Origin of the sequence: Bacillus sp. SIMBA_008 (assembly GCF_046535495.1) — a bacterium.
Taxonomy (GTDB): Bacteria; Bacillota; Bacilli; order Bacillales; family Bacillaceae; genus Bacillus; species Bacillus subtilis.
Map to the genome: position 1 here is coordinate 266,594 of NZ_JAWRWL010000001.1, position 20,529 is coordinate 287,122.

General features: G+C 43.8%; 17 protein-coding genes. 16 read left to right on the forward strand and 1 reads right to left on the reverse strand.

Features of this window, described 5'->3' with window-relative positions; genetic code table 11:
* The first annotated feature begins 9 nt into the window (after window positions 1-9).
* The 11 genes from ilvC (at window position 10) to yihA (ending at window position 14,839) form a co-directional block, all read left to right on the forward strand.
* Entirely contained in the window at window positions 10-1,038 is a 1,029-nt protein-coding gene (ilvC, locus tag SB658_RS01340) for a ketol-acid reductoisomerase (protein ID WP_144500653.1), read from the forward strand.
* Window positions 1,025-2,581, forward strand: a complete 1,557-nt coding sequence (locus SB658_RS01345; protein ID WP_410601040.1) for a 2-isopropylmalate synthase — start codon at window positions 1,025-1,027, stop codon at window positions 2,579-2,581. Before ilvC ends, SB658_RS01345 begins: the two co-directional genes overlap by 14 nt.
* Window positions 2,582-2,601: 20 nt before the next feature.
* A complete protein-coding gene (leuB, locus tag SB658_RS01350; RefSeq protein WP_144500655.1) occupies window positions 2,602-3,699 on the forward strand; it encodes a 3-isopropylmalate dehydrogenase in 1,098 nt (365 codons plus the stop codon).
* Window positions 3,700-3,748: 49 nt separating this feature from the next.
* A complete protein-coding gene (gene leuC, locus SB658_RS01355; RefSeq protein ID WP_003229604.1) occupies window positions 3,749-5,167 on the forward strand; it encodes a 3-isopropylmalate dehydratase large subunit in 1,419 nt (472 codons plus the stop codon).
* Window positions 5,168-5,179: 12 nt separating this feature from the next.
* Window positions 5,180-5,779: a 3-isopropylmalate dehydratase small subunit gene (leuD, locus tag SB658_RS01360; protein ID WP_029726368.1), complete on the forward strand. Its 600-nt coding sequence runs from the start codon at window positions 5,180-5,182 to the stop codon at window positions 5,777-5,779.
* Between the two features lie 118 nt (window positions 5,780-5,897).
* On the forward strand, window positions 5,898-6,902 hold the full coding sequence (gene ddcA, locus SB658_RS01365; RefSeq protein WP_029726367.1) for a DNA damage checkpoint antagonist DdcA: 1,005 nt from the start codon (window positions 5,898-5,900) through the stop codon (window positions 6,900-6,902).
* Window positions 6,903-7,129: 227 nt separating this feature from the next.
* On the forward strand, window positions 7,130-8,404 hold the full coding sequence (gene tig / locus SB658_RS01370) for a trigger factor (protein ID WP_003229611.1): 1,275 nt from the start codon (window positions 7,130-7,132) through the stop codon (window positions 8,402-8,404).
* A gap of 271 nt (window positions 8,405-8,675) precedes the next feature.
* Complete coding sequence (clpX, locus tag SB658_RS01375; RefSeq protein WP_003229613.1) at window positions 8,676-9,938, forward strand: ATP-dependent protease ATP-binding subunit ClpX; 1,263 nt, start codon at window positions 8,676-8,678, stop codon at window positions 9,936-9,938.
* Window positions 9,939-10,091: 153 nt separating this feature from the next.
* Window positions 10,092-11,750 (forward strand): ATP-dependent protease LonB, encoded by a 1,659-nt coding sequence (gene lonB, locus SB658_RS01380; protein ID WP_144500656.1) that lies wholly within the window; start codon window positions 10,092-10,094, stop codon window positions 11,748-11,750.
* Between the two features lie 180 nt (window positions 11,751-11,930).
* Window positions 11,931-14,255: an endopeptidase La gene (gene lon, locus SB658_RS01385; RefSeq protein WP_003229618.1), complete on the forward strand. Its 2,325-nt coding sequence runs from the start codon at window positions 11,931-11,933 to the stop codon at window positions 14,253-14,255.
* Window positions 14,252-14,839, forward strand: coding sequence for a ribosome biogenesis GTP-binding protein YihA/YsxC (yihA, locus tag SB658_RS01390; protein WP_003229621.1), 588 nt, complete (start codon window positions 14,252-14,254; stop codon window positions 14,837-14,839). The genes lon and yihA overlap by 4 nt, the downstream gene beginning before the upstream one ends.
* A 21-nt stretch (window positions 14,840-14,860) precedes the next feature.
* On the opposite strand, the gene SB658_RS01395 is transcribed toward yihA, so the two are convergent.
* Window positions 14,861-15,358, reverse strand: coding sequence for a hypothetical protein (locus SB658_RS01395; protein WP_144500657.1), 498 nt, complete (start codon window positions 15,356-15,358; stop codon window positions 14,861-14,863).
* A gap of 228 nt (window positions 15,359-15,586) precedes the next feature.
* Here SB658_RS01395 and hemA point away from each other — a divergent pair, with 228 nt between their 5' ends.
* The 5 genes from hemA to hemB are packed head-to-tail and all read left to right on the forward strand — an operon-like array spanning window position 15,587 to window position 20,518.
* Window positions 15,587-16,954 (forward strand): glutamyl-tRNA reductase, encoded by a 1,368-nt coding sequence (gene hemA / locus SB658_RS01400; protein ID WP_004399038.1) that lies wholly within the window; start codon window positions 15,587-15,589, stop codon window positions 16,952-16,954.
* A gap of 7 nt (window positions 16,955-16,961) precedes the next feature.
* Entirely contained in the window at window positions 16,962-17,792 is an 831-nt protein-coding gene (locus SB658_RS01405) for a cytochrome c biogenesis protein (protein ID WP_003222575.1), read from the forward strand.
* 32 nt (window positions 17,793-17,824) lie between these two features.
* Window positions 17,825-18,769, forward strand: coding sequence for a hydroxymethylbilane synthase (hemC, locus tag SB658_RS01410; protein WP_015251536.1), 945 nt, complete (start codon window positions 17,825-17,827; stop codon window positions 18,767-18,769).
* On the forward strand, window positions 18,759-19,547 hold the full coding sequence (gene hemD / locus SB658_RS01415) for a uroporphyrinogen-III synthase (protein WP_014477560.1): 789 nt from the start codon (window positions 18,759-18,761) through the stop codon (window positions 19,545-19,547). The genes hemC and hemD overlap by 11 nt, the downstream gene beginning before the upstream one ends.
* On the forward strand, window positions 19,544-20,518 hold the full coding sequence (hemB, locus tag SB658_RS01420) for a porphobilinogen synthase (protein ID WP_029318190.1): 975 nt from the start codon (window positions 19,544-19,546) through the stop codon (window positions 20,516-20,518). Before hemD ends, hemB begins: the two co-directional genes overlap by 4 nt.
* The last annotated feature ends 11 nt before the right edge of the window (window positions 20,519-20,529 follow it).

A 20,529-nucleotide genomic window follows, 5' to 3' on the forward strand; every position in this document is an offset into this window, starting at 1 on the left:
GAGATTAAAATGGTAAAAGTATATTATAACAGTGATATCAAAGAGAACGTATTGGCTGGAAAAACAGTAGCGGTTATCGGGTACGGTTCGCAAGGCCACGCACATGCCCTGAACCTTAAAGAAAGCGGAGTAGACGTGATCGTCGGTGTTAGACAAGGAAAATCTTTCACTCAAGCCCAAGAAGACGGACATAAAGTATTTTCAGTAAAAGAAGCGGCAGCCCAAGCCGAAATCATCATGGTTCTGCTTCCGGATGAGCAGCAGCAAAAAGTCTACGAAGCTGAAATCAAAGATGAATTGACAACAGGAAAATCATTAGTATTCGCTCATGGATTTAACGTGCATTTCCATCAAATTGTTCCTCCAGCGGATGTAGATGTATTCTTAGTGGCCCCTAAAGGCCCGGGACACTTGGTAAGAAGAACATATGAGCAAGGAGCTGGCGTACCTGCATTGTTCGCAATCTATCAAGATGTGACTGGAGAAGCAAGAGACAAAGCCCTCGCTTATGCTAAAGGAATCGGCGGCGCAAGAGCTGGCGTATTAGAAACGACATTTAAAGAAGAAACAGAAACAGATTTGTTCGGTGAGCAAGCAGTTCTTTGCGGCGGATTAAGCGCGCTTGTCAAAGCCGGATTTGAAACATTAACTGAAGCAGGTTATCAGCCTGAACTTGCATACTTCGAGTGCCTTCATGAGCTGAAATTAATCGTAGACCTTATGTACGAAGAAGGACTTGCAGGAATGAGATATTCAATCTCTGACACAGCACAGTGGGGAGATTTCGTATCAGGCCCTCGCGTTGTGGACGCTAAAGTAAAAGAATCTATGAAAGAAGTATTAAAAGATATCCAAAACGGTACATTCGCAAAAGAGTGGATCGTCGAAAACCAAGTAAACCGTCCTCGTTTCAACGCTATCAATGCAAGCGAGAACGAACATCAAATCGAAGTAGTGGGAAGAAAGCTTCGTGAAATGATGCCGTTTGTGAAACAAGGCAAGAAGAAGGAAGCGGTGGTCTCCGTTGCGCAAAATTAATTTTTTCGATACGACGCTTCGTGATGGTGAACAGTCCCCTGGAGTGAACTTGAATACACAGGAGAAACTTGCCATAGCTAAGCAGCTCGAAAGACTCGGGGCAGATATCATTGAAGCGGGATTTCCCGCTTCGTCCCGAGGTGACTTTTTAGCTGTTCAGGAAATCGCAAGAACCATTAAAAATTGTTCAGTAACTGGTCTGGCCCGTTGTGTAAAAGGTGATATTGATGCTGCTTGGGAAGCGTTAAAGGATGGCGCTCAACCAAGAATTCATGTATTTATCGCCACATCGGACATTCATTTGAAGCACAAGCTGAAAATGACACGTGAGCAAGTCATTGAAAGAGCGGTTGAAATGGTGAGATACGCAAAAGAACGTTTTCCGATTGTGCAATGGTCAGCTGAAGATGCCTGCCGCACTGAACTGCCGTTTCTAGCAGAAGTCGTCGAAAAAGTGATTGACGCAGGCGCCAGTGTTATCAATCTTCCGGACACTGTCGGCTACCTGGCTCCGGCGGAATACGGAAATATCTTTAGATATATGAAGGAAAACGTTCCGAACATTCACAAAGCAAAGCTTTCAGCCCACTGTCATGATGATTTAGGAATGGCAGTCGCAAACTCTCTTGCTGCGATTGAAAATGGCGCTGATCAAATCGAATGTGCTGTGAACGGGATCGGTGAAAGAGCCGGAAACGCGGCATTAGAGGAAATTGCCGTAGCCCTCCATACCAGAAAAGATTTCTACCAAGTCGAAACAGGCATTACACTGAACGAGATTAAGAGAACAAGTGATTTAGTAAGCAAACTGACAGGCATGGCTGTCCCGCGCAACAAAGCGGTTGTTGGAGATAATGCATTTGCTCATGAATCAGGCATCCATCAGGACGGCTTTTTAAAGGAAAAATCGACTTATGAAATTATTTCACCGGAGCTTGTCGGTGTAACCGCAGATGCGCTTGTCCTAGGTAAACATTCCGGACGCCACGCATTTAAAGACCGGCTGACTGCTTTAGGATTCCAATTTGACAGTGAAGAGATTAATAAATTCTTTACGATGTTCAAAGAGTTGACTGAGAAGAAAAAAGAAATCACTGATGAGGATCTTGTTTCTCTTATTTTAGAAGAAAAAGTAACAGATCGCAAGATTGGGTATGAATTTCTTTCTCTGCAAGTACATTACGGAACAAGTCAGGTCCCTACGGCTACTCTATCTTTGAAAAATCAAGAAAACGCACAGCTTATTCAGGAAGCTGCAACTGGAGCTGGAAGCGTGGAAGCAATCTACAATACGCTTGAGCGCTGCATCGATAAGGATGTGGAGCTCTTAGACTACCGCATTCAGTCTAATAGAAAAGGCGAAGATGCATTTGCCCAGGTGTATGTAAGAGTTTTGGTGAACGGAAAAGAATCAGCAGGGCGGGGCATAGCGCAAGACGTATTAGAAGCATCAGCGAAAGCCTATTTGAACGCAGTAAACCGTCAATTGGTTTTCCAGTCGAATATGAGCGGATTGAAAAACCACACAGCTGTCGGATCATAAAAGAAAGGAGAACGGTTAACTTGAAGAAACGTATTGCTCTATTGCCCGGAGACGGGATCGGCCCTGAAGTATTAGAATCAGCGACAGACGTACTGAAAAGTGTTGCCGAACGCTTTAACCATGAATTTGAATTTGAATATGACCTGATTGGAGGGGCGGCTATTGATGAACATCATAACCCCCTCCCGGAGGAAACCGTTGCTGCTTGTAAAAATGCAGACGCGATATTGCTTGGTGCTGTCGGCGGACCGAAATGGGATCAAAATCCTTCGGAACTGAGACCGGAAAAAGGGCTGCTCAGCATCAGAAAACAGCTTGATTTGTTTGCGAATTTGCGGCCTGTGAAGGTATTTGAAAGCCTTTCTGACGCTTCACCTTTGAAAAAAGAATATATAGATAATGTTGATTTCGTTATCGTTCGTGAGCTCACAGGCGGCTTGTATTTCGGCCAGCCGAGCAAACGTTATGTAAACACTGAAGGTGAGCAGGAAGCAGTAGATACACTGTTTTATAAGAGAACGGAAATTGAACGAGTGATCAGAGAGGGCTTCAAAATGGCGGCAGCCAGAAAAGGCAAAGTGACCTCTGTAGATAAAGCGAATGTTCTTGAATCAAGCCGGCTGTGGCGTGAAGTGGCTGAGGACGTTGCACAAGAGTTTCCTGATGTGAAGCTTGAGCACATGCTTGTGGATAACGCGGCCATGCAGCTAATTTATGCACCGAATCAATTTGATGTCGTGGTGACTGAAAATATGTTCGGTGATATTTTAAGCGATGAAGCGTCCATGCTTACAGGCTCGCTCGGAATGCTCCCGTCAGCCAGCCTATCAAGCTCTGGCCTTCATCTGTTTGAACCTGTTCATGGCTCCGCGCCTGATATTGCCGGTAAAGGGATGGCAAATCCGTTCGCAGCCATATTGTCAGCGGCAATGCTTTTGAGAACATCTTTCGGGCTTGAAGAGGAAGCGAAAGCTGTAGAAGATGCGGTAAACAAAGTCTTGGCTTCCGGAAAAAGAACAAGAGACTTGGCACGGGGTGAAGAGTTCAGCAGCACTCAGGCCATTACAGAGGAAGTTAAGGCAGCAATCATGAGTGAAAATACAATGTCTAATGTGTGACAGCTTACGTTAAGCGGTCTTAGCTCTAGGTAGAGGGAGGAAATAAAAGATGATGCCTCGAACAATCATCGAAAAGATTTGGGATCAGCATATTGTAAAACATGGTGAGGGAAAGCCGGATCTTCTCTATATTGATTTGCACCTCATTCATGAGGTGACATCTCCTCAGGCATTTGAAGGCTTGAGACAAAAGGGAAGAAAGGTCAGAAGACCCCAAAACACATTTGCGACAATGGACCACAACATCCCGACTGTCAATCGTTTTGAGATAAAGGATGAAGTTGCGAAACGCCAGGTAACGGCGCTTGAAAGAAACTGTGAGGAATTTGGCGTGCGCCTTGCCGATCTTCACAGCGTGGATCAAGGGATTGTCCATGTCGTCGGCCCTGAACTGGGCTTAACGCTTCCAGGGAAAACGATTGTGTGCGGTGACAGTCATACATCAACACATGGCGCTTTCGGCGCTCTTGCATTTGGAATCGGGACGAGTGAAGTCGAACATGTCCTTTCCACACAGACACTTTGGCAGCAGCGTCCAAAAACACTTGAAGTGCGCGTAGATGGAACGCTTCAAAAAGGGGTAACGGCAAAGGATGTCATCCTTGCTGTCATCGGCAAATACGGTGTGAAATTCGGCACAGGCTACGTCATTGAATACACTGGGGAAGTATTCAGAAATATGACGATGGATGAACGAATGACTGTTTGTAACATGTCAATTGAAGCAGGAGCAAGAGCAGGTTTGATTGCACCTGACGAGGTGACGTTTGAATATTGCAAAAATCGCAAGTACACGCCAAAAGGCGAAGAATTTGACAAGGCCGTAGAGGAATGGAAGGCGCTGCGCACAGACCCGGGCGCTGTTTACGATAAATCTATCGTCCTTGACGGCAACAAAATTTCCCCTATGGTGACATGGGGCATTAACCCGGGAATGGTTCTTCCTGTCGATTCTGAAGTTCCTGCGCCGGAAAGCTTTTCTGCAGAAGATGATAAAAAAGAAGCGATTCGCGCTTATGAATATATGGGACTGACTCCTCATCAGAAAATTGAAGACATTAAAGTGGAGCACGTATTTATCGGTTCCTGCACGAATTCCCGCATGACTGACCTTCGCCAGGCTGCTGACATGATCAAGGGGAAGAAGGTAGCTGACAGCGTAAGGGCCATCGTCGTGCCCGGATCCCAAAGCGTGAAGCTTCAGGCTGAAAAAGAAGGGCTTGACCAGATTTTCTTGGAAGCTGGATTTGAATGGAGAGAGTCAGGCTGCAGCATGTGTTTGAGTATGAATAATGATGTTGTTCCTGAGGGAGAGCGCTGTGCATCAACCTCTAACCGCAACTTCGAGGGCAGACAAGGAAAAGGTGCAAGAACACATCTCGTCAGCCCGGCAATGGCTGCGATGGCTGCCATTCACGGACACTTCGTTGATGTCAGAAAGTTTTATCAGGAAAAAACAGTTGTGTAAGGAGTGCGCGAGATGGAACCTTTGAAATCACATACGGGGAAAGCAGCCGTATTAAATCGGATCAATGTGGATACAGACCAGATTATTCCTAAGCAATTTTTGAAGAGGATTGAAAGAACAGGCTACGGGCGTTTTGCATTCTTTGACTGGAGATATGATGCGAATGGTGAACCGAACCCTGAATTTGAATTAAACCAGCCTGTTTATCAAGGAGCTTCCATTTTAATAGCAGGAGAAAACTTCGGCTGCGGGTCATCGCGTGAACACGCTCCGTGGGCACTTGATGATTATGGGTTTAAAATTATTATTGCACCGTCATTTGCTGATATTTTCCATCAGAACTGCTTTAAAAACGGCATGCTTCCGATCCGCATGCCATATGACAATTGGAAACAGCTTGTCGGCCAGTATGAAAACAAGTCATTGCAAATGACTGTTGACCTTGAAAAGCAGCTGATTCATGACAGTGAAGGCAATCAAATTTCATTTGAAGTTGATTCACATTGGAAAGAGATGCTGATCAACGGATATGATGAAATTTCATTAACGCTGCTGCTGGAAGATGAAATCAAGCAATTTGAATCACAAAGAAGCTCTTGGCTTCAAGCCTGAAAAAGCGGCCGGTATTTGTCCGGCGGCTTTTTTTGCCTGGTGAAACCTTTCATTTCTTGTTTTTGTTCACAGGTGTTGATACACTTGAACAAAATAAATGCCTGAAAGGAATATAGGTATGACGCATGACAAGAAAAACGCAAAAATTATTCCTTTTCCTCATCTGAAAGACCGCCTTGTGGAAAAAGGGATGTCATCACTAAAGGAAAAAAAGTATCAAGAAGCGCTCGAACTGTTTTCAGAAGCGATGAAATATGATGATACTGAAGCCGATCTTCACTTAGGGATGGCCATCTGCTTTTTAGAGCTGGGCGAGCTGGAAGAGGCAAAAAGCGTGTGCGAGAAGATGCTCAAAGAAGGTTATGGCCATTATTTTACGGTTTTGCAGGTGTACATGACCATCTTAATTCAGCTCAAAAAATACGAGGAAGTCAAAAGCACCATTGAAGCCGTTTTGGAAGAAAATCAGCTGCCGGCAGAAAGCGCCGAGCAATTTTATAAGCTTCTGGATTTCAGCCGGAAAATGACCGATCCGGATCGTGAGGACGAGGCTTGGGCCGAAGAATATGAGGATACAATTGACACCGAGAAAGTGCTGGCAAGCCCTGAGGAGCAAATGAATCTCATTCATTCCTTAAAAGACCGTAACGTAGCAAAGTATACAGGATTGCTCAAAACAATCCTCCAAGACCCCTCAGCCCATCCGATTATCAAAACGATGATTGTCATGCTGTTAGCTGAGCATGAGTACAGTAAACCTGTACACATTAGTAAATTTGGCGAGTCGTTGACAATTGAACCGTCTGAGATTGTTCCGCCTGATGCCGCGCCGATTCTGCACCGTGTTCTCAGGGTGCTGGATGAGACACTTGGAAATGAAAATCCAACCTTATACGCGGCAGTAGAAGAATTGTGGAGAAGACATTTGTACGTTTTATATCCGTTCCAGCCGAAATTGCTGTCGGCTGACCTTTGGGCGGCTGCCCTTCATAAAGTCGGTTACGAGATGCACGGGATTGAAATTGAAAGCGAAGAACTTCATATGATGTATGAATTTACAGACAGAGAACTCGATGAAGCTTGCACAATGTTAAAAGATATTGAAGAAATTTCTTATTTGTAAATCGCGCCATATAGTTGAAAGCGCTATGTGTTATGTTATAATATAGTGGTTGTATTTGTGTATAACGGGTTATAAGAAATACGGTTGGACAGGCTTTGCAGTTCATTATTAACATCTATACATAATGATTCTGATCTTTGGCAGCTTTGTTTTTGTTGGACGAAGCCGAATGATTGCTTTAGAATGGAAGACCGACACAACCTGAATAGATTTTTGGAGGGAAACACATGTCTGTAAAATGGGAAAAACAAGAAGGCAACGAAGGCGTTTTAACGGTTGAAGTTGATGCTGAAACGTTTAAAACAGCACTTGATGATGCATTTAAAAAAGTAGTAAAACAAGTTTCAATTCCTGGATTCCGTAAAGGTAAAATTCCTCGCGGATTATTCGAACAGCGCTTTGGCGTAGAAGCTCTTTACCAAGATGCTTTGGATATTCTTCTTCCTGTAGAATACCCTAAAGCGGTTGAAGAAGCTGGAATCGAGCCTGTAGACCGTCCTGAAATTGATGTTGAAAAAATCGAAAAAGGCGAAAGCTTAATCTTCACTGCGAAAGTAACAGTAAAACCTGAAGTGAAGCTTGGCGAATACAAAGGCCTGGGCATTGAAAAAGACGACACAACTGTAACTGACGAAGATGTTCAAAACGAACTAAAAGCCCTTCAAGAGCGTCAAGCTGAGCTTGTTGTAAAAGAAGAAGGCGCTGTTGAAGAAGGAAACACAGTTGTTCTTGATTTCGAAGGATTCGTTGACGGCGAAGCTTTCGAAGGCGGAAAAGCTGAAAACTACTCTCTAGAAGTAGGTTCTGGCTCATTCATCCCTGGCTTCGAAGATCAATTAGTTGGCCTTGAAGCAGGTGCTGAGAAGGATGTTGAAGTGACATTCCCTGAGGAGTACCACGCTGAAGATCTTGCAGGCAAACCAGCTGTGTTTAAAGTGAAAATTCACGAAATCAAAGCGAAAGAGCTTCCTGAGCTTGACGATGAATTCGCAAAAGATATCGATGAAGAAGTGGAAACACTTGCTGAATTAACTGAAAAAACAAAGAAACGTTTAGAAGAAGCAAAAGAAAACGAAGCTGACGCTAAATTGCGTGAAGAGCTTGTTCTGAAAGCTTCTGAAAATGCTGAAATCGATGTTCCGCAAGCAATGGTCGACACTGAGCTTGACCGCATGCTGAAAGAATTCGAACAGCGTCTGCAAATGCAAGGCATGAACCTTGAGCTTTACACTCAATTCTCAGGCCAAGATGAAGCTGCGCTTAAAGAGCAAATGAAAGAAGATGCTGAAAAACGCGTAAAATCTAACCTGACTCTTGAGGCGATTGCGAAAGCGGAAAACCTTGAAGTATCAGATGAGGAAGTTGATGCTGAGCTTACTAAAATGGCTGAAGCATACAACATGCCTGTTGAAAATATTAAACAAGCCATCGGTTCTACTGACGCGATGAAAGAAGATTTAAAAGTTCGCAAAGCAATTGATTTTCTTGTAGAAAACCGTTAATATGGTGCATAATAATAGTACTAATAAAACAGGGCGCGAATCATTCGTGCCTTGTTTTGTACAATTATGAGTTATCTCTTTTTCTTGGGGCAATATAGTTAATGCAGGGCTGTTTTTTGTCATACATATAGAATGTGCAAGTCAGAAACACATTGTTACCGTCTTTTTGGAAAGTATGGTAAAATGCAATACATACTCGTTCGTTTCAAGAATCATTTTCTTTTGCTCTGCCGGTAAAAGAAAAAGTGAGACAAGATTAAGGGGTGAAAGAATGTTTAAATTTAACGAGGAAAAAGGACAATTAAAATGCTCGTTCTGTGGAAAAACACAAGATCAGGTTCGTAAGCTTGTAGCTGGACCTGGTGTATATATATGTGACGAATGTATCGAACTCTGCACTGAAATTGTAGAGGAAGAACTCGGAACAGAAGAAGAAGTAGAATTTAAAGACGTACCAAAGCCTCAGGAAATTCGCGAAATTTTGAATGAATATGTCATCGGCCAAGATCAAGCGAAGAAATCACTTGCTGTTGCTGTGTATAACCACTATAAGCGCATTAACTCTAACAGCAAAGTTGATGATGTTGAGCTCTCAAAAAGTAATATTTCATTAATCGGCCCTACGGGAAGCGGTAAAACCCTTCTGGCGCAAACATTGGCTCGCATTTTAAATGTGCCGTTTGCAATTGCAGACGCTACATCTTTGACTGAAGCTGGATACGTGGGTGAAGATGTAGAGAATATTCTCTTGAAGCTCATCCAAGCTGCTGATTATGATGTGGAAAAAGCCGAAAAAGGCATTATCTATATTGATGAAATCGATAAAGTGGCTAGAAAATCTGAAAACCCGTCTATCACACGTGATGTGTCAGGTGAGGGTGTACAGCAGGCATTGCTTAAAATTCTTGAGGGTACAGTGGCAAGCGTGCCGCCTCAAGGGGGACGTAAGCATCCTCATCAAGAATTCATTCAAATTGACACAACAAATATTTTGTTCATTTGCGGCGGAGCTTTCGATGGTATCGAACAAATCATCAAACGCCGTTTAGGCCAAAAAGTGATTGGATTCGGTGCCGACAATAAAGCTGCTGATCTTGAGAAAGAAGATCTTCTTTCAAAAGTGCTTCCTGAAGATTTGCTCCGTTTCGGGTTAATTCCTGAATTTATCGGACGTCTTCCGGTTATTGCAAGCCTTGAAAAGCTTGACGAAGAAGCATTGGTTGCGATCTTAACAAAACCGAAAAACGCTCTTGTTAAGCAATTCAAGAAAATGCTTGAGCTTGATAACGTTGAGCTTGAGTTTGAAGAAGAAGCGCTTTCTGAAATTGCTAAAAAAGCAATTGAACGCAAGACTGGAGCACGCGGACTCCGTTCTATCATTGAAGGCATCATGCTTGATGTGATGTTTGAGCTGCCTTCTCGTGATGACATTGAAAAATGTGTAATTACCGGGGCAACTGTGACACACGGAGAGCCTCCTCGCCTCTTATTAAAAGACGGCACTGAGGTAAGCCAAGATAAAACATCTGCATAAAGATAAGCACAAACCTCCTGAGTGGTAACACTCAGGAGGTTTTTTTTGCATGCAAACTCTTCCGGAAAAACGTTTATTCCCGCCTCCTATGGGAGATACTAGCAATCAGAGGAATGAATTGGATACATAAATTGTTTTTCAGGAGGGACCACCATGAGTTGGACAGGGATTGCGTTATTTATTCAGCTGTTTTTTGGGATCATCATCGGTTTGTATTTTTGGAATTTGCTTAAAAATCAAAGGACACAAAAGGTCACGATAGATAAAGAATCAAAGAAGGAAATGGAGCAGCTTCGGAAAATGCGCGCTATCAGCTTGTCCGAGCCATTATCTGAGAAGGTCCGCCCCAAAAGCTTTCAAGATATCGTCGGACAGGAAGACGGCATAAAAGCATTAAAGGCGGCTTTATGCGGGCCAAATCCTCAGCATGTGATTGTCTATGGGCCACCGGGAGTTGGGAAAACGGCTGCTGCGCGGCTTGTGTTGGAAGAAGCAAAAAAACATAAACAATCACCGTTTAAAGAGCAGGCTGTCTTTGTGGAACTCGATGCGACAACAGCCCGTTTTGATGAAAGAGGAATTGCCGATCCGCTCATCGGCTCTGTCCATGACCCGATATATCAAGGGGCCGGAGCGATGGGACAGGCTGGGATTCCGCAGCCGAAGCAGGGAGCTGTCACCCATGCCCATGGCGGTGTGCTGTTTATTGATGAAATAGGGGAGCTGCATCCTATTCAAATGAATAAAATGCTGAAGGTGCTTGAGGACAGAAAAGTCTTTTTAGACAGTGCGTATTACAGTGAGGAAAATACACAAATTCCGAATCATATTCATGATATTTTTCAAAATGGGCTGCCGGCTGATTTTCGCTTGATTGGCGCGACCACGAGAATGCCAAACGAAATTCCGCCAGCTATCCGGTCCCGCTGTTTGGAGGTTTTTTTCCGCGAGCTTGAAAAGGATGAGCTGAAAACGGTTGCTAAAACAGCAGCGGATAAAATTGAAAAAAATATCTCCGAAGAAGGACTGGATCTTTTGACCAGCTACACGCGGAACGGGCGGGAAGCCGTCAATATGATTCAAATCGCAGCGGGGATGGCTGTAACGGAGAATCGGAAGGACATTACGATTGAGGATATTGAATGGGTCATTCACTCCAGTCAGCTTACTCCAAAGCACGAGCAAAAAATCGGTGTTGAACCACAGGTTGGCATTGTAAATGGGCTTGCAGTCTATGGGCCTAACAGCGGATCGCTTCTGGAAATCGAAGTAAGTGTAACCGCGGCTCAAGATAAAGGATCAATTAACATCACAGGAATAGCTGAAGAAGAAAGCATCGGCAGCCAATCAAAATCGATCAGGCGAAAAAGCATGGCGAAGGGTTCGGTTGAAAATGTATTAACCGTGCTCCGGACAATGGGAATGAAGCCTTCTGATTATGATATTCACATCAATTTCCCAGGAGGGATTCCGATTGATGGGCCGTCAGCAGGCATTGCGATGGCGGCGGGGATTTTCTCGGCGATACACAAAATTCCTATTGACAATACCGTTGCGATGACGGGCGAAATCAGCCTGAACGGTCTTGTGAAACCCATCGGAGGCGTCATTCCGAAAATAAAAGCGGCCAAGCAGTCCGGTGCGAAAAAGGTGATTATCCCATATGAAAATCAGCAGGCCATCTTAAAGCAGATTGGCGGGATCGAGATTATTGCAGTGAAGACGTTCCAAGAAGTGCTTGATGAAATTTTAGTGAATCCGCCAACGGAACAAAAACCGTTTCATATTGAAATCAATAAAGAATCTGTTTAAACCCTATTTTGATAATAGGGTTTTTTTCATGAAGGACATCTTTTCCTTTTTCATATCAGAAAGAAAGGGTATACTACGAGGAGACTGTTTTATAGAAAATGGAACCATGCCGTTTATTGTACAAGGATGAAAAAGTTGTATTATAATGGTTCATACTAAAGTCACGGAGGTGTCAGTCACATGGCAGAAGAATTAAAACGCAGCATCCCGCTCCTCCCTTTAAGAGGTTTATTAGTGTACCCGACGATGGTTTTGCATTTAGATGTAGGACGTGACAAGTCGGTTCAGGCTCTTGAACAGGCAATGATGCATGATCATATGATATTTTTAGCCACTCAGCAGGATATTTCGATAGACGAACCTGGTGAAGACGAGATTTTCACTGTCGGCACCTATACAAAAATTAAGCAAATGCTGAAGCTTCCGAACGGTACGATTCGTGTGTTGGTGGAGGGCCTCAAGCGCGCCCATATCGTCAAATACAATGAACACGAGGATTACACGTCGGTCGACATTCAACTTATTCATGAAGATGATTCAAAAGATACAGAAGACGAAGCATTGATGCGGACTTTGCTAGACCACTTTGATCAGTACATAAAAATTTCTAAAAAAATCTCGGCCGAAACGTACGCCGCGGTTACTGATATCGAAGAGCCGGGGAGAATGGCAGACATCGTTGCTTCTCATCTGCCCCTTAAACTAAAGGATAAGCAGGATATTTTAGAAACGGCTGATGTCAAAGACAGGCTAAACAAGGTCATTGATTTTATTAATAATGAAAAAGAGGTGCTGGAGATTGAGAAAAAAATCGGCCAGCGCGTCAAACGTTCGATGGAGCGTACGCAGAAGGAATACTACTTGCGTGAACAAATGAAGGCGATCCAAAAAGAGCTTGGCGATAAAGAAGGCAAAACTGGCGAAGTTCAGACGCTGACGGAAAAAATCGAAGAAGCAGGCATGCCTGATCATGTGAAGGAAACAGCGCTTAAAGAATTGAACAGATATGAAAAAATTCCGTCAAGTTCTGCGGAAAGCTCCGTGATCCGGAACTATATCGACTGGCTGGTTGCTCTTCCGTGGACGGATGAAACAGATGATAAGCTTGATTTGAAAGAAGCAGGACGTCTCTTGGACGAAGAGCACCACGGGCTTGAAAAAGTAAAAGAACGTATTTTAGAATATTTGGCTGTCCAGAAGCTGACCAAATCCTTGAAAGGCCCGATTCTCTGTTTGGCAGGACCTCCAGGTGTCGGAAAAACGTCTTTAGCCAAATCAATTGCAAAAAGCTTGGGACGCAAATTCGTCAGAATCTCACTCGGAGGAGTACGGGACGAATCAGAGATACGCGGACACAGACGGACCTATGTCGGAGCAATGCCTGGACGTATTATTCAAGGGATGAAAAAAGCGGGCAAGCTGAATCCGGTCTTCTTATTAGACGAAATTGACAAAATGTCATCTGATTTTAGAGGAGACCCATCATCCGCTATGCTTGAAGTGCTTGATCCAGAGCAAAACAGCAGCTTCAGTGATCACTATATTGAAGAAACCTTTGATTTATCCAAAGTGCTGTTTATCGCAACGGCGAACAATTTGGCCACAATCCCGGGCCCGCTCAGAGACAGAATGGAAATTATTAATATCGCAGGCTACACAGAAATAGAAAAACTTGAAATCGTAAAGGATCACTTGCTTCCAAAGCAAATCAAAGAACACGGGCTGAAGAAAAGCAACCTGCAGCTGCGTGATCAGGCGATTCTTGATATTATCCGCTACTATACGAGAGAAGCTGGTGTGAGAAGCCTTGAACGCCAGCTTGCCGCGATTTGCCGTAAAGCTGCAAAAGCCATTGTTGCTGAAGAGCGAAAACGGATTACGGTTACTGAGAAGAACCTTCAAGACTTTATCGGAAAACGCATTTTCAGATATGGACAAGCTGAAACAGAGGATCAGGTTGGTGTAGTGACAGGGCTTGCTTATACAACCGTTGGCGGAGATACGCTGTCGATTGAAGTATCGCTTTCTCCGGGGAAAGGGAAATTAATCCTGACAGGAAAGCTCGGAGATGTTATGAGAGAGTCAGCTCAGGCTGCATTCAGCTATGTGCGATCCAAAACAGAAGAACTTGGCATTGAACCTGACTTTCATGAGAAGTATGATATTCATATACATGTACCAGAGGGTGCGGTGCCAAAAGATGGTCCGTCAGCCGGTATTACGATGGCAACAGCGCTTGTTTCTGCTTTAACGGGACGGGCGGTTTCGCGTGAAGTCGGCATGACTGGGGAAATCACGCTTCGCGGGCGCGTGCTGCCGATCGGCGGCTTAAAGGAAAAAGCGCTTGGCGCACACAGAGCGGGATTAACAACCATTATTGCGCCTAAAGATAATGAAAAAGATATAGAGGATATTCCGGAAAGCGTCAGGGAGGGGCTGACATTTATATTGGCGTCCCACTTAGACGAGGTTTTGGAACATGCCTTAGTAGGAGAGAAGAAATGAAAGTCACAAAGTCAGAAATCGTGATCAGTGCAGTAAAACCGGAACAGTACCCTGAAGGGGGGCTTCCGGAAATCGCATTGGCCGGAAGATCGAACGTAGGAAAATCGTCTTTTATCAATTCATTAATCAATCGCAAAAATCTTGCGAGAACGTCATCAAAGCCGGGAAAAACACAAACGCTTAATTTCTACATTATCAATGATGAGTTGCATTTTGTGGATGTGCCGGGCTACGGTTTTGCCAAAGTGTCAAAGTCTGAGCGTGAAGCATGGGGCAGAATGATTGAAACCTATATCACGACACGCGAGGAATTAAAAGCTGTGGTGCAGATCGTTGATTTGCGGCATGCGCCATCTAATGATGATGTACAGATGTATGAATTCTTAAAGTATTACGGCATTCCTGTTATTGTTATCGCTACAAAGGCGGATAAGATCCCGAAAGGCAAATGGGACAAACACGCGAAGGTTGTCCGACAAACATTAAATATTGATCCGGAAGACGAGCTGATTCTCTTTTCCTCAGAAACGAAAAAGGGAAAAGACGAAGCTTGGGGAGCGATCAAAAAAATGATAAACCGGTAGAGGATCCTCTACCGGTTTTATTTATCGTATAGATTTTTTTCGTTTTATCAATAATAACAATAAACTGATTCCAATAAAGACAAACGGCCAATACTCCTTCAGAAGCGCTGTTGGAATATGCGCAGACTCAAGCCATGCCATAATTTGTTTGAAAAAGTACAAAAACAGGGAAAAACAAATCATCGACACAGCTTCATATACATATTCTTTTTTTTGAACGGTTGAAACGAGAAGTGAGAAGCCGATCATAAAGAGGAGCATTTCAAAATCATCCGGCCACCATGCCCACTTCGGCTTGGCAAAAAAGTGTAAACCGATCCCGAAGAGAAGCAAACCAATAAAAAAATGGGGTGTGACGGCTTCTTTTTTTCCTTGATATACAAAGGCTGCGCCTAACAGCATGAGGAGAACAGGCCATTGATCCTGCCCTGAAAACAGTTCGGCTTGGCCGCTTTCTAGCCATGCATATACAGAAGCGGCAAGCAGCAGACAAGGGAATAAAATTGATTTTTGTTTCATGATATCACCTTCTTGTTTTTTAGAGCTGATGTGTAGTAAATTTCTGCTGTTTTTGGTATTGTCAATAGGAATGCTTCTTTTCCCTGAAGCTTTTTCTAATATAGCATAAGAATTTTAAAATCTGTTCACATTTTGTGAAAGAAACTATGTTATAATTATTATAAATAATGAGTTCTATGTTAGAATGATTATAAATTAAGATTGGGTGTTGGGGGTGTAATTAGAGCGATGCATATACTTGTTGTGGGAGTAGATTATAAATCCGCCCCTATTGAGATACGTGAAAAAGTAAGTTTTCAGCCGAATGAGCTGGCAGAAGCAATGGTGCAGCTGAAAGAAGAGAAAAGCATTCTTGAAAACATCATTGTCTCAACCTGCAACCGCACTGAAATTTATGCGGTAGTCGACCAGCTCCATACCGGCCGTTATTATATAAAAAAGTTTTTAGCTGATTGGTTTCAATTAAGCAAAGAAGAGCTGTCACCGTTCTTAACGTTTTATGAGAGCGATGCCGCTGTTGAGCATTTATTCCGTGTAGCCTGCGGACTTGACTCTATGGTGATTGGCGAAACGCAGATTCTCGGACAGGTACGCGACAGCTTTAAAACAGCTCAGCAAGAAAAAACGATCGGGACTATTTTTAATGAGCTGTTTAAGCAGGCGGTTACAGTGGGCAAACGGACTCACGCCGAAACAGACATTGGCTCAAATGCGGTGTCAGTAAGCTATGCTGCAGTTGAACTTGCCAAAAAAATCTTCGGAAATCTTTCAAGCAAGCACATATTGATTCTCGGTGCGGGAAAAATGGGCGAGCTTGCTGCGGAAAACCTGCACGGACAGGGAATCGGCAAGGTCACTGTCATTAACCGAACATACTTGAAAGCGAAGGAGCTTGCAGACCGTTTCTCAGGTGAAGCGAGAAGCTTGAATCAGCTTGAAAGTGCGCTTGCGGAGGCTGATATTTTAATCAGTTCAACCGGTGCAAGTGAATTTGTCGTGTCCAAAGAGATGATGGAAAACGCGAATAAGCTTCGCAAGGGACGTCCGCTGTTTATGGTCGACATTGCCGTGCCTAGAGATCTTGATCCGGCGCTGAATGATCTTGAAGGTGTTTTTCTTTATGATATCGACGATCTGGAAGGCATTGTAGAAGCGAACATGAAAGAGCGGAGAGAAACAGCTGAAAAAGTTGAACTGTTAATTGAAGAAACCATTGTGGAATTTAAACAATGGATGAATACACTTGGTGTTGTGCCGGTTATTTCTGCATTGCGCGAAAAGGCGCTTGCCATCCAGTCAGAAACGATGGACAGCATTGAGCGTAAGCTGCCTCACTTAAGCACAAGAGAGAAAAAACTGTTGAACAAACACACCAAAAGTATTATTAACCAAATGCTTCGTGATCCGATTTTAAAGGTGAAAGAGCTTGCGGCAGATGCTGATTCGGAAGAAAAGCTCGCGTTGTTTATGCAGATTTTTGATATTGAAGAAGCTGCGGGCCGTCAAATGATGAAAACCGTTGAAAGCAGCCAAAAGGTCCACTCTTTTAAGAAGGCTGAATCAAAAGCGGGCTTTAGCCCACTTGTAAGTGAGTGAAAGCTGAATGATTGATACTGCAATGGCAAGACTTAATGAGGGGACAATCGTCATTTACGCGTTAAGTGTACTCTTTTATTTTATAGATTTTCTTCAACACAACCGGAAGGCTGGAAAAATGGCCTTCTGGTTGCTTTCTATTGTCTGGACTCTGCAAACCGTGTATTTGGCCTATTTTATGTGGGTGACGGGGCGGTTTCCGGTATTAAATGTGACAGAGGCGCTTTATTTTTATGCCTGGGTGCTTGTCACGCTGTCACTTGTACTGACAAAGCTTTTACGTGTTGACTTTATCGTGTTTTTTACAAATGTTATAGGATTTTCTATGATCGCCATTCACACATTTTCACCGACAGAGCAGCAGTCAGCTGCTTTTTCCGGGCAGCTTGTATCCGAGCTTTTGGTGATTCATATTACAATGGCGATTCTTTCATACGGCGCTTTTTCCCTTTCTTTCGTTTTTTCTGTGCTATATATGTTTCAATATCATCTGCTGAAAAAGAAAAAGTGGGGAAAATGGCTGTTGAGAATAGAAGATTTATCTAAGCTTGATTATATGGCGTATGTTTTAAATGTCATCGGGGTTCCGATGCTGCTGCTGAGTTTGATTCTCGGCGTCATATGGGCATATGTCTCACTAGAAACGCTGTATTGGTTTGACGCCAAAGTGCTTGGTTCGTTTGTCGTCCTGCTGCTGTACAGCTATTATCTTTATATCAGGCTGATTAAAGAGCTGCAAGGAAAGGTCGCTGCACTGTGGAATACGGCTTGTTTTCTGGTGCTGATGATCAATTATTTCCTGCTTGGAAGCCTGTCGCAATTCCATTGGTTCAGTTAAACGATGTCCCAAGCAGATTCGGGAGGAAAGAAATGATGAGAACGATTAAAGTAGGTTCCAGACGAAGCAAACTCGCTATGACTCAAACAAAATGGGTTATTCAAAAACTGAAGGAAATCAATCCTTCGTTTGCTTTTGAAATTAAAGAGATCGTGACAAAGGGCGACCGGATTGTCGATGTTACACTCTCAAAAGTGGGTGGAAAAGGGCTTTTTGTCAAAGAAATTGAACAGGCGCTTTTAAACGAAGAGATTGATATGGCGGTGCACAGCATGAAGGACATGCCTGCTGTTTTGCCTGAAGGCCTTGTGATCGGCTGTATTCCTGAACGGGAGGACCCGCGTGATGCCCTTATTTCAAAGAATCGCGTAAAGCTTTCAGAAATGAAGGAAGGTGCTGTCATTGGCACAAGCAGTTTAAGAAGAAGCGCACAGCTTTTGATTGAGCGCCCTGACCTTACAATTAAATGGATTAGAGGTAATATAGATACAAGACTTCAAAAGCTGGAAACAGAGGATTATGACGCGATTATTTTAGCGGCTGCCGGACTTTCTAGAATGGGGTGGAAGCAAGATGTCGTAACCGAATTCCTTGAGCCTGAGCGCTGTTTGCCTGCTGTGGGGCAGGGAGCACTGGCGATTGAGTGCCGAGAATCGGATGAAGAGCTGTTGGCGTTGTTTTCTCAGTTTACAGATGAATATACAAAACGGACTGTCTTAGCGGAACGTGCTTTTTTAAACGCGATGGAGGGCGGCTGCCAGGTTCCGATCGCAGGCTACTCCGTGTTAAATGGACAGGATGAAATTGAAATGACAGGTCTTGTCGCTTCACCTGACGGCAAAATCATTTTTAAAGAAACCGTCACCGGAAACGATCCGGAGGAAGTAGGAAAGCGCTGTGCCGCTCTTATGGCTGACAAAGGAGCAAAAGATTTAATTGATCGTGTAAAACGGGAGCTTGATGAGGATGGAAAATGATTTTCCGTTGAAAGGAAAAACAGTGCTTGTCACCCGGAATAAGGCACAGGCAACATCATTTCAGCAAAAAGTGGAGGCGCTTGGCGGTAAAGCGGTTTTAACCTCTTTGATTACGTTTCGCCGCGCTTTGCCGAATGATGTTGCGGAACAGGTAAGAGAGGATCTTGCCGCGCCAGGCTGGCTTGTTTTTACAAGTGTGAACGGGGCAGACTTCTTTTTTTCTTATCTGAAGGAAAATCAGCTTATTCTCCCTGCACATAAAAAAATTGCAGCCGTCGGTGAAAAAACCGCCCGCCGTTTAAAAACGCATAACGTATCGGTTGATGTGATGCCACAGGAGTATATTGCTGAACAATTGGCTGACGCTCTTAAGCAACATGCTGAACCGGGGGAGCCCATTACCGTGATGAAAGGGAATTTGTCACGTGATGTGATAAAACAAGAGCTTGTCCCGCTCGGTTTTGAAGTAAAGGAATGGGTTCTCTACGAAACGATTCCGGATGAAGAAGGCATTGAGGCACTGAAAGACGCTGCGGGTCAATATTCCTTTGACTATGTAACATTTACGAGTTCATCAACCGTACATACGTTTATGCATGTCTTGGGAGAAGAATTAAAAAAGTGGAAGGCGAATGGGACGGCCTGTATCAGCATTGGGCCTTTAACAAATGATGCCCTTCTGACGTACGGCATCACATCGCATACGCCTGATACATTTACAATAGATGGCATGCTTGAATTAATGTGCAGCATGTCAAGAGAGGAAGAGAGAATATGAGTCAATCATTTAATAGACACCGCCGCCTGCGGACATCAAAAGCAATGAGAGAAATGGTAAAGGAAACACGTTTGCATCCATCAGATTTTATTTATCCGATTTTTGTCGTTGAAGGGCTGGAAGGCAAAAAAGCTGTTCCGTCAATGCCTGATGTTTACCATGTATCATTAGATTTATTGAAGGATGAAGTAGCGGAGCTGGTCAAACTGGGCATTCAATCTGTTATCGTGTTCGGCATCCCGGAAGAAAAAGATGATTGCGGAACACAAGCGTACCATGATCACGGAATTGTCCAAAAAGCCATCACAGAAATTAAAGAACACTTCCCTGAAATGGTTGTTGTCGCTGACACGTGCCTGTGCGAATATACAGACCACGGCCATTGCGGACTTGTCAAAGACGGGGTCATCCTCAATGATGAATCGCTGGAGCTTTTGGCGCAGACAGCTGTCAGCCAAGCGAAAGCAGGTGCGGATATCATTGCGCCATCAAACATGATGGACGGATTTGTTACAATGATCAGAGAAGCACTTGATAAAGAAGGATTCGTCAATATTCCCATCATGTCTTACGCTGTGAAATATTCTAGCGAGTTTTACGGTCCGTTCCGTGATGCAGCAAACAGCACACCGCAATTCGGAGACCGCAAAACATATCAGATGGACCCTGCCAACCGTATGGAGGCACTCCGCGAAGCACAATCAGATGTCGAGGAAGGCGCGGACTTTTTGATTGTCAAACCTTCGCTTTCTTATATGGATATCATGCGTGACGTAAAAAATGAGTTTACTTTGCCGCTCGTCGCTTATAATGTAAGCGGAGAGTATTCAATGGTGAAGGCTGCAGCGCAGAACGGCTGGATCAAAGAAAAAGAAATTGTGTTGGAAATTTTGACAAGCATGAAGCGCGCGGGTGCCGACCTGATTATTACGTATCATGCGAAAGACGCAGCGAAATGGCTTGCGGAGTAATTTTATTCAGT

Excerpts from the sequence above, each read along its gene's own strand:
- ilvC (WP_144500653.1), top strand. The coding sequence starts at position 10 with ATGGTAAAAGTATATTATAACAGTGATATCAAAGAGAACGTATTGGCT.
- leuC (WP_003229604.1), top strand. The coding sequence starts at position 3,749 with ATGATGCCTCGAACAATCATCGAAAAGATTTGGGATCAGCATATTGTA.
- leuD (WP_029726368.1), top strand. The coding sequence starts at position 5,180 with ATGGAACCTTTGAAATCACATACGGGGAAAGCAGCCGTATTAAATCGG.
- ddcA (WP_029726367.1), top strand. The coding sequence starts at position 5,898 with ATGACGCATGACAAGAAAAACGCAAAAATTATTCCTTTTCCTCATCTG.
- tig (WP_003229611.1), top strand. The coding sequence starts at position 7,130 with ATGTCTGTAAAATGGGAAAAACAAGAAGGCAACGAAGGCGTTTTAACG.
- clpX (WP_003229613.1), top strand. The coding sequence starts at position 8,676 with ATGTTTAAATTTAACGAGGAAAAAGGACAATTAAAATGCTCGTTCTGT.
- lonB (WP_144500656.1), top strand. The coding sequence starts at position 10,092 with ATGAGTTGGACAGGGATTGCGTTATTTATTCAGCTGTTTTTTGGGATC.
- lon (WP_003229618.1), top strand. The coding sequence starts at position 11,931 with ATGGCAGAAGAATTAAAACGCAGCATCCCGCTCCTCCCTTTAAGAGGT.
- yihA (WP_003229621.1), top strand. The coding sequence starts at position 14,252 with ATGAAAGTCACAAAGTCAGAAATCGTGATCAGTGCAGTAAAACCGGAA.
- SB658_RS01395 (WP_144500657.1), bottom strand. The coding sequence starts at position 15,358 with ATGAAACAAAAATCAATTTTATTCCCTTGTCTGCTGCTTGCCGCTTCT.
- hemA (WP_004399038.1), top strand. The coding sequence starts at position 15,587 with ATGCATATACTTGTTGTGGGAGTAGATTATAAATCCGCCCCTATTGAG.
- SB658_RS01405 (WP_003222575.1), top strand. The coding sequence starts at position 16,962 with ATGATTGATACTGCAATGGCAAGACTTAATGAGGGGACAATCGTCATT.
- hemC (WP_015251536.1), top strand. The coding sequence starts at position 17,825 with ATGATGAGAACGATTAAAGTAGGTTCCAGACGAAGCAAACTCGCTATG.
- hemD (WP_014477560.1), top strand. The coding sequence starts at position 18,759 with ATGGAAAATGATTTTCCGTTGAAAGGAAAAACAGTGCTTGTCACCCGG.
- hemB (WP_029318190.1), top strand. The coding sequence starts at position 19,544 with ATGAGTCAATCATTTAATAGACACCGCCGCCTGCGGACATCAAAAGCA.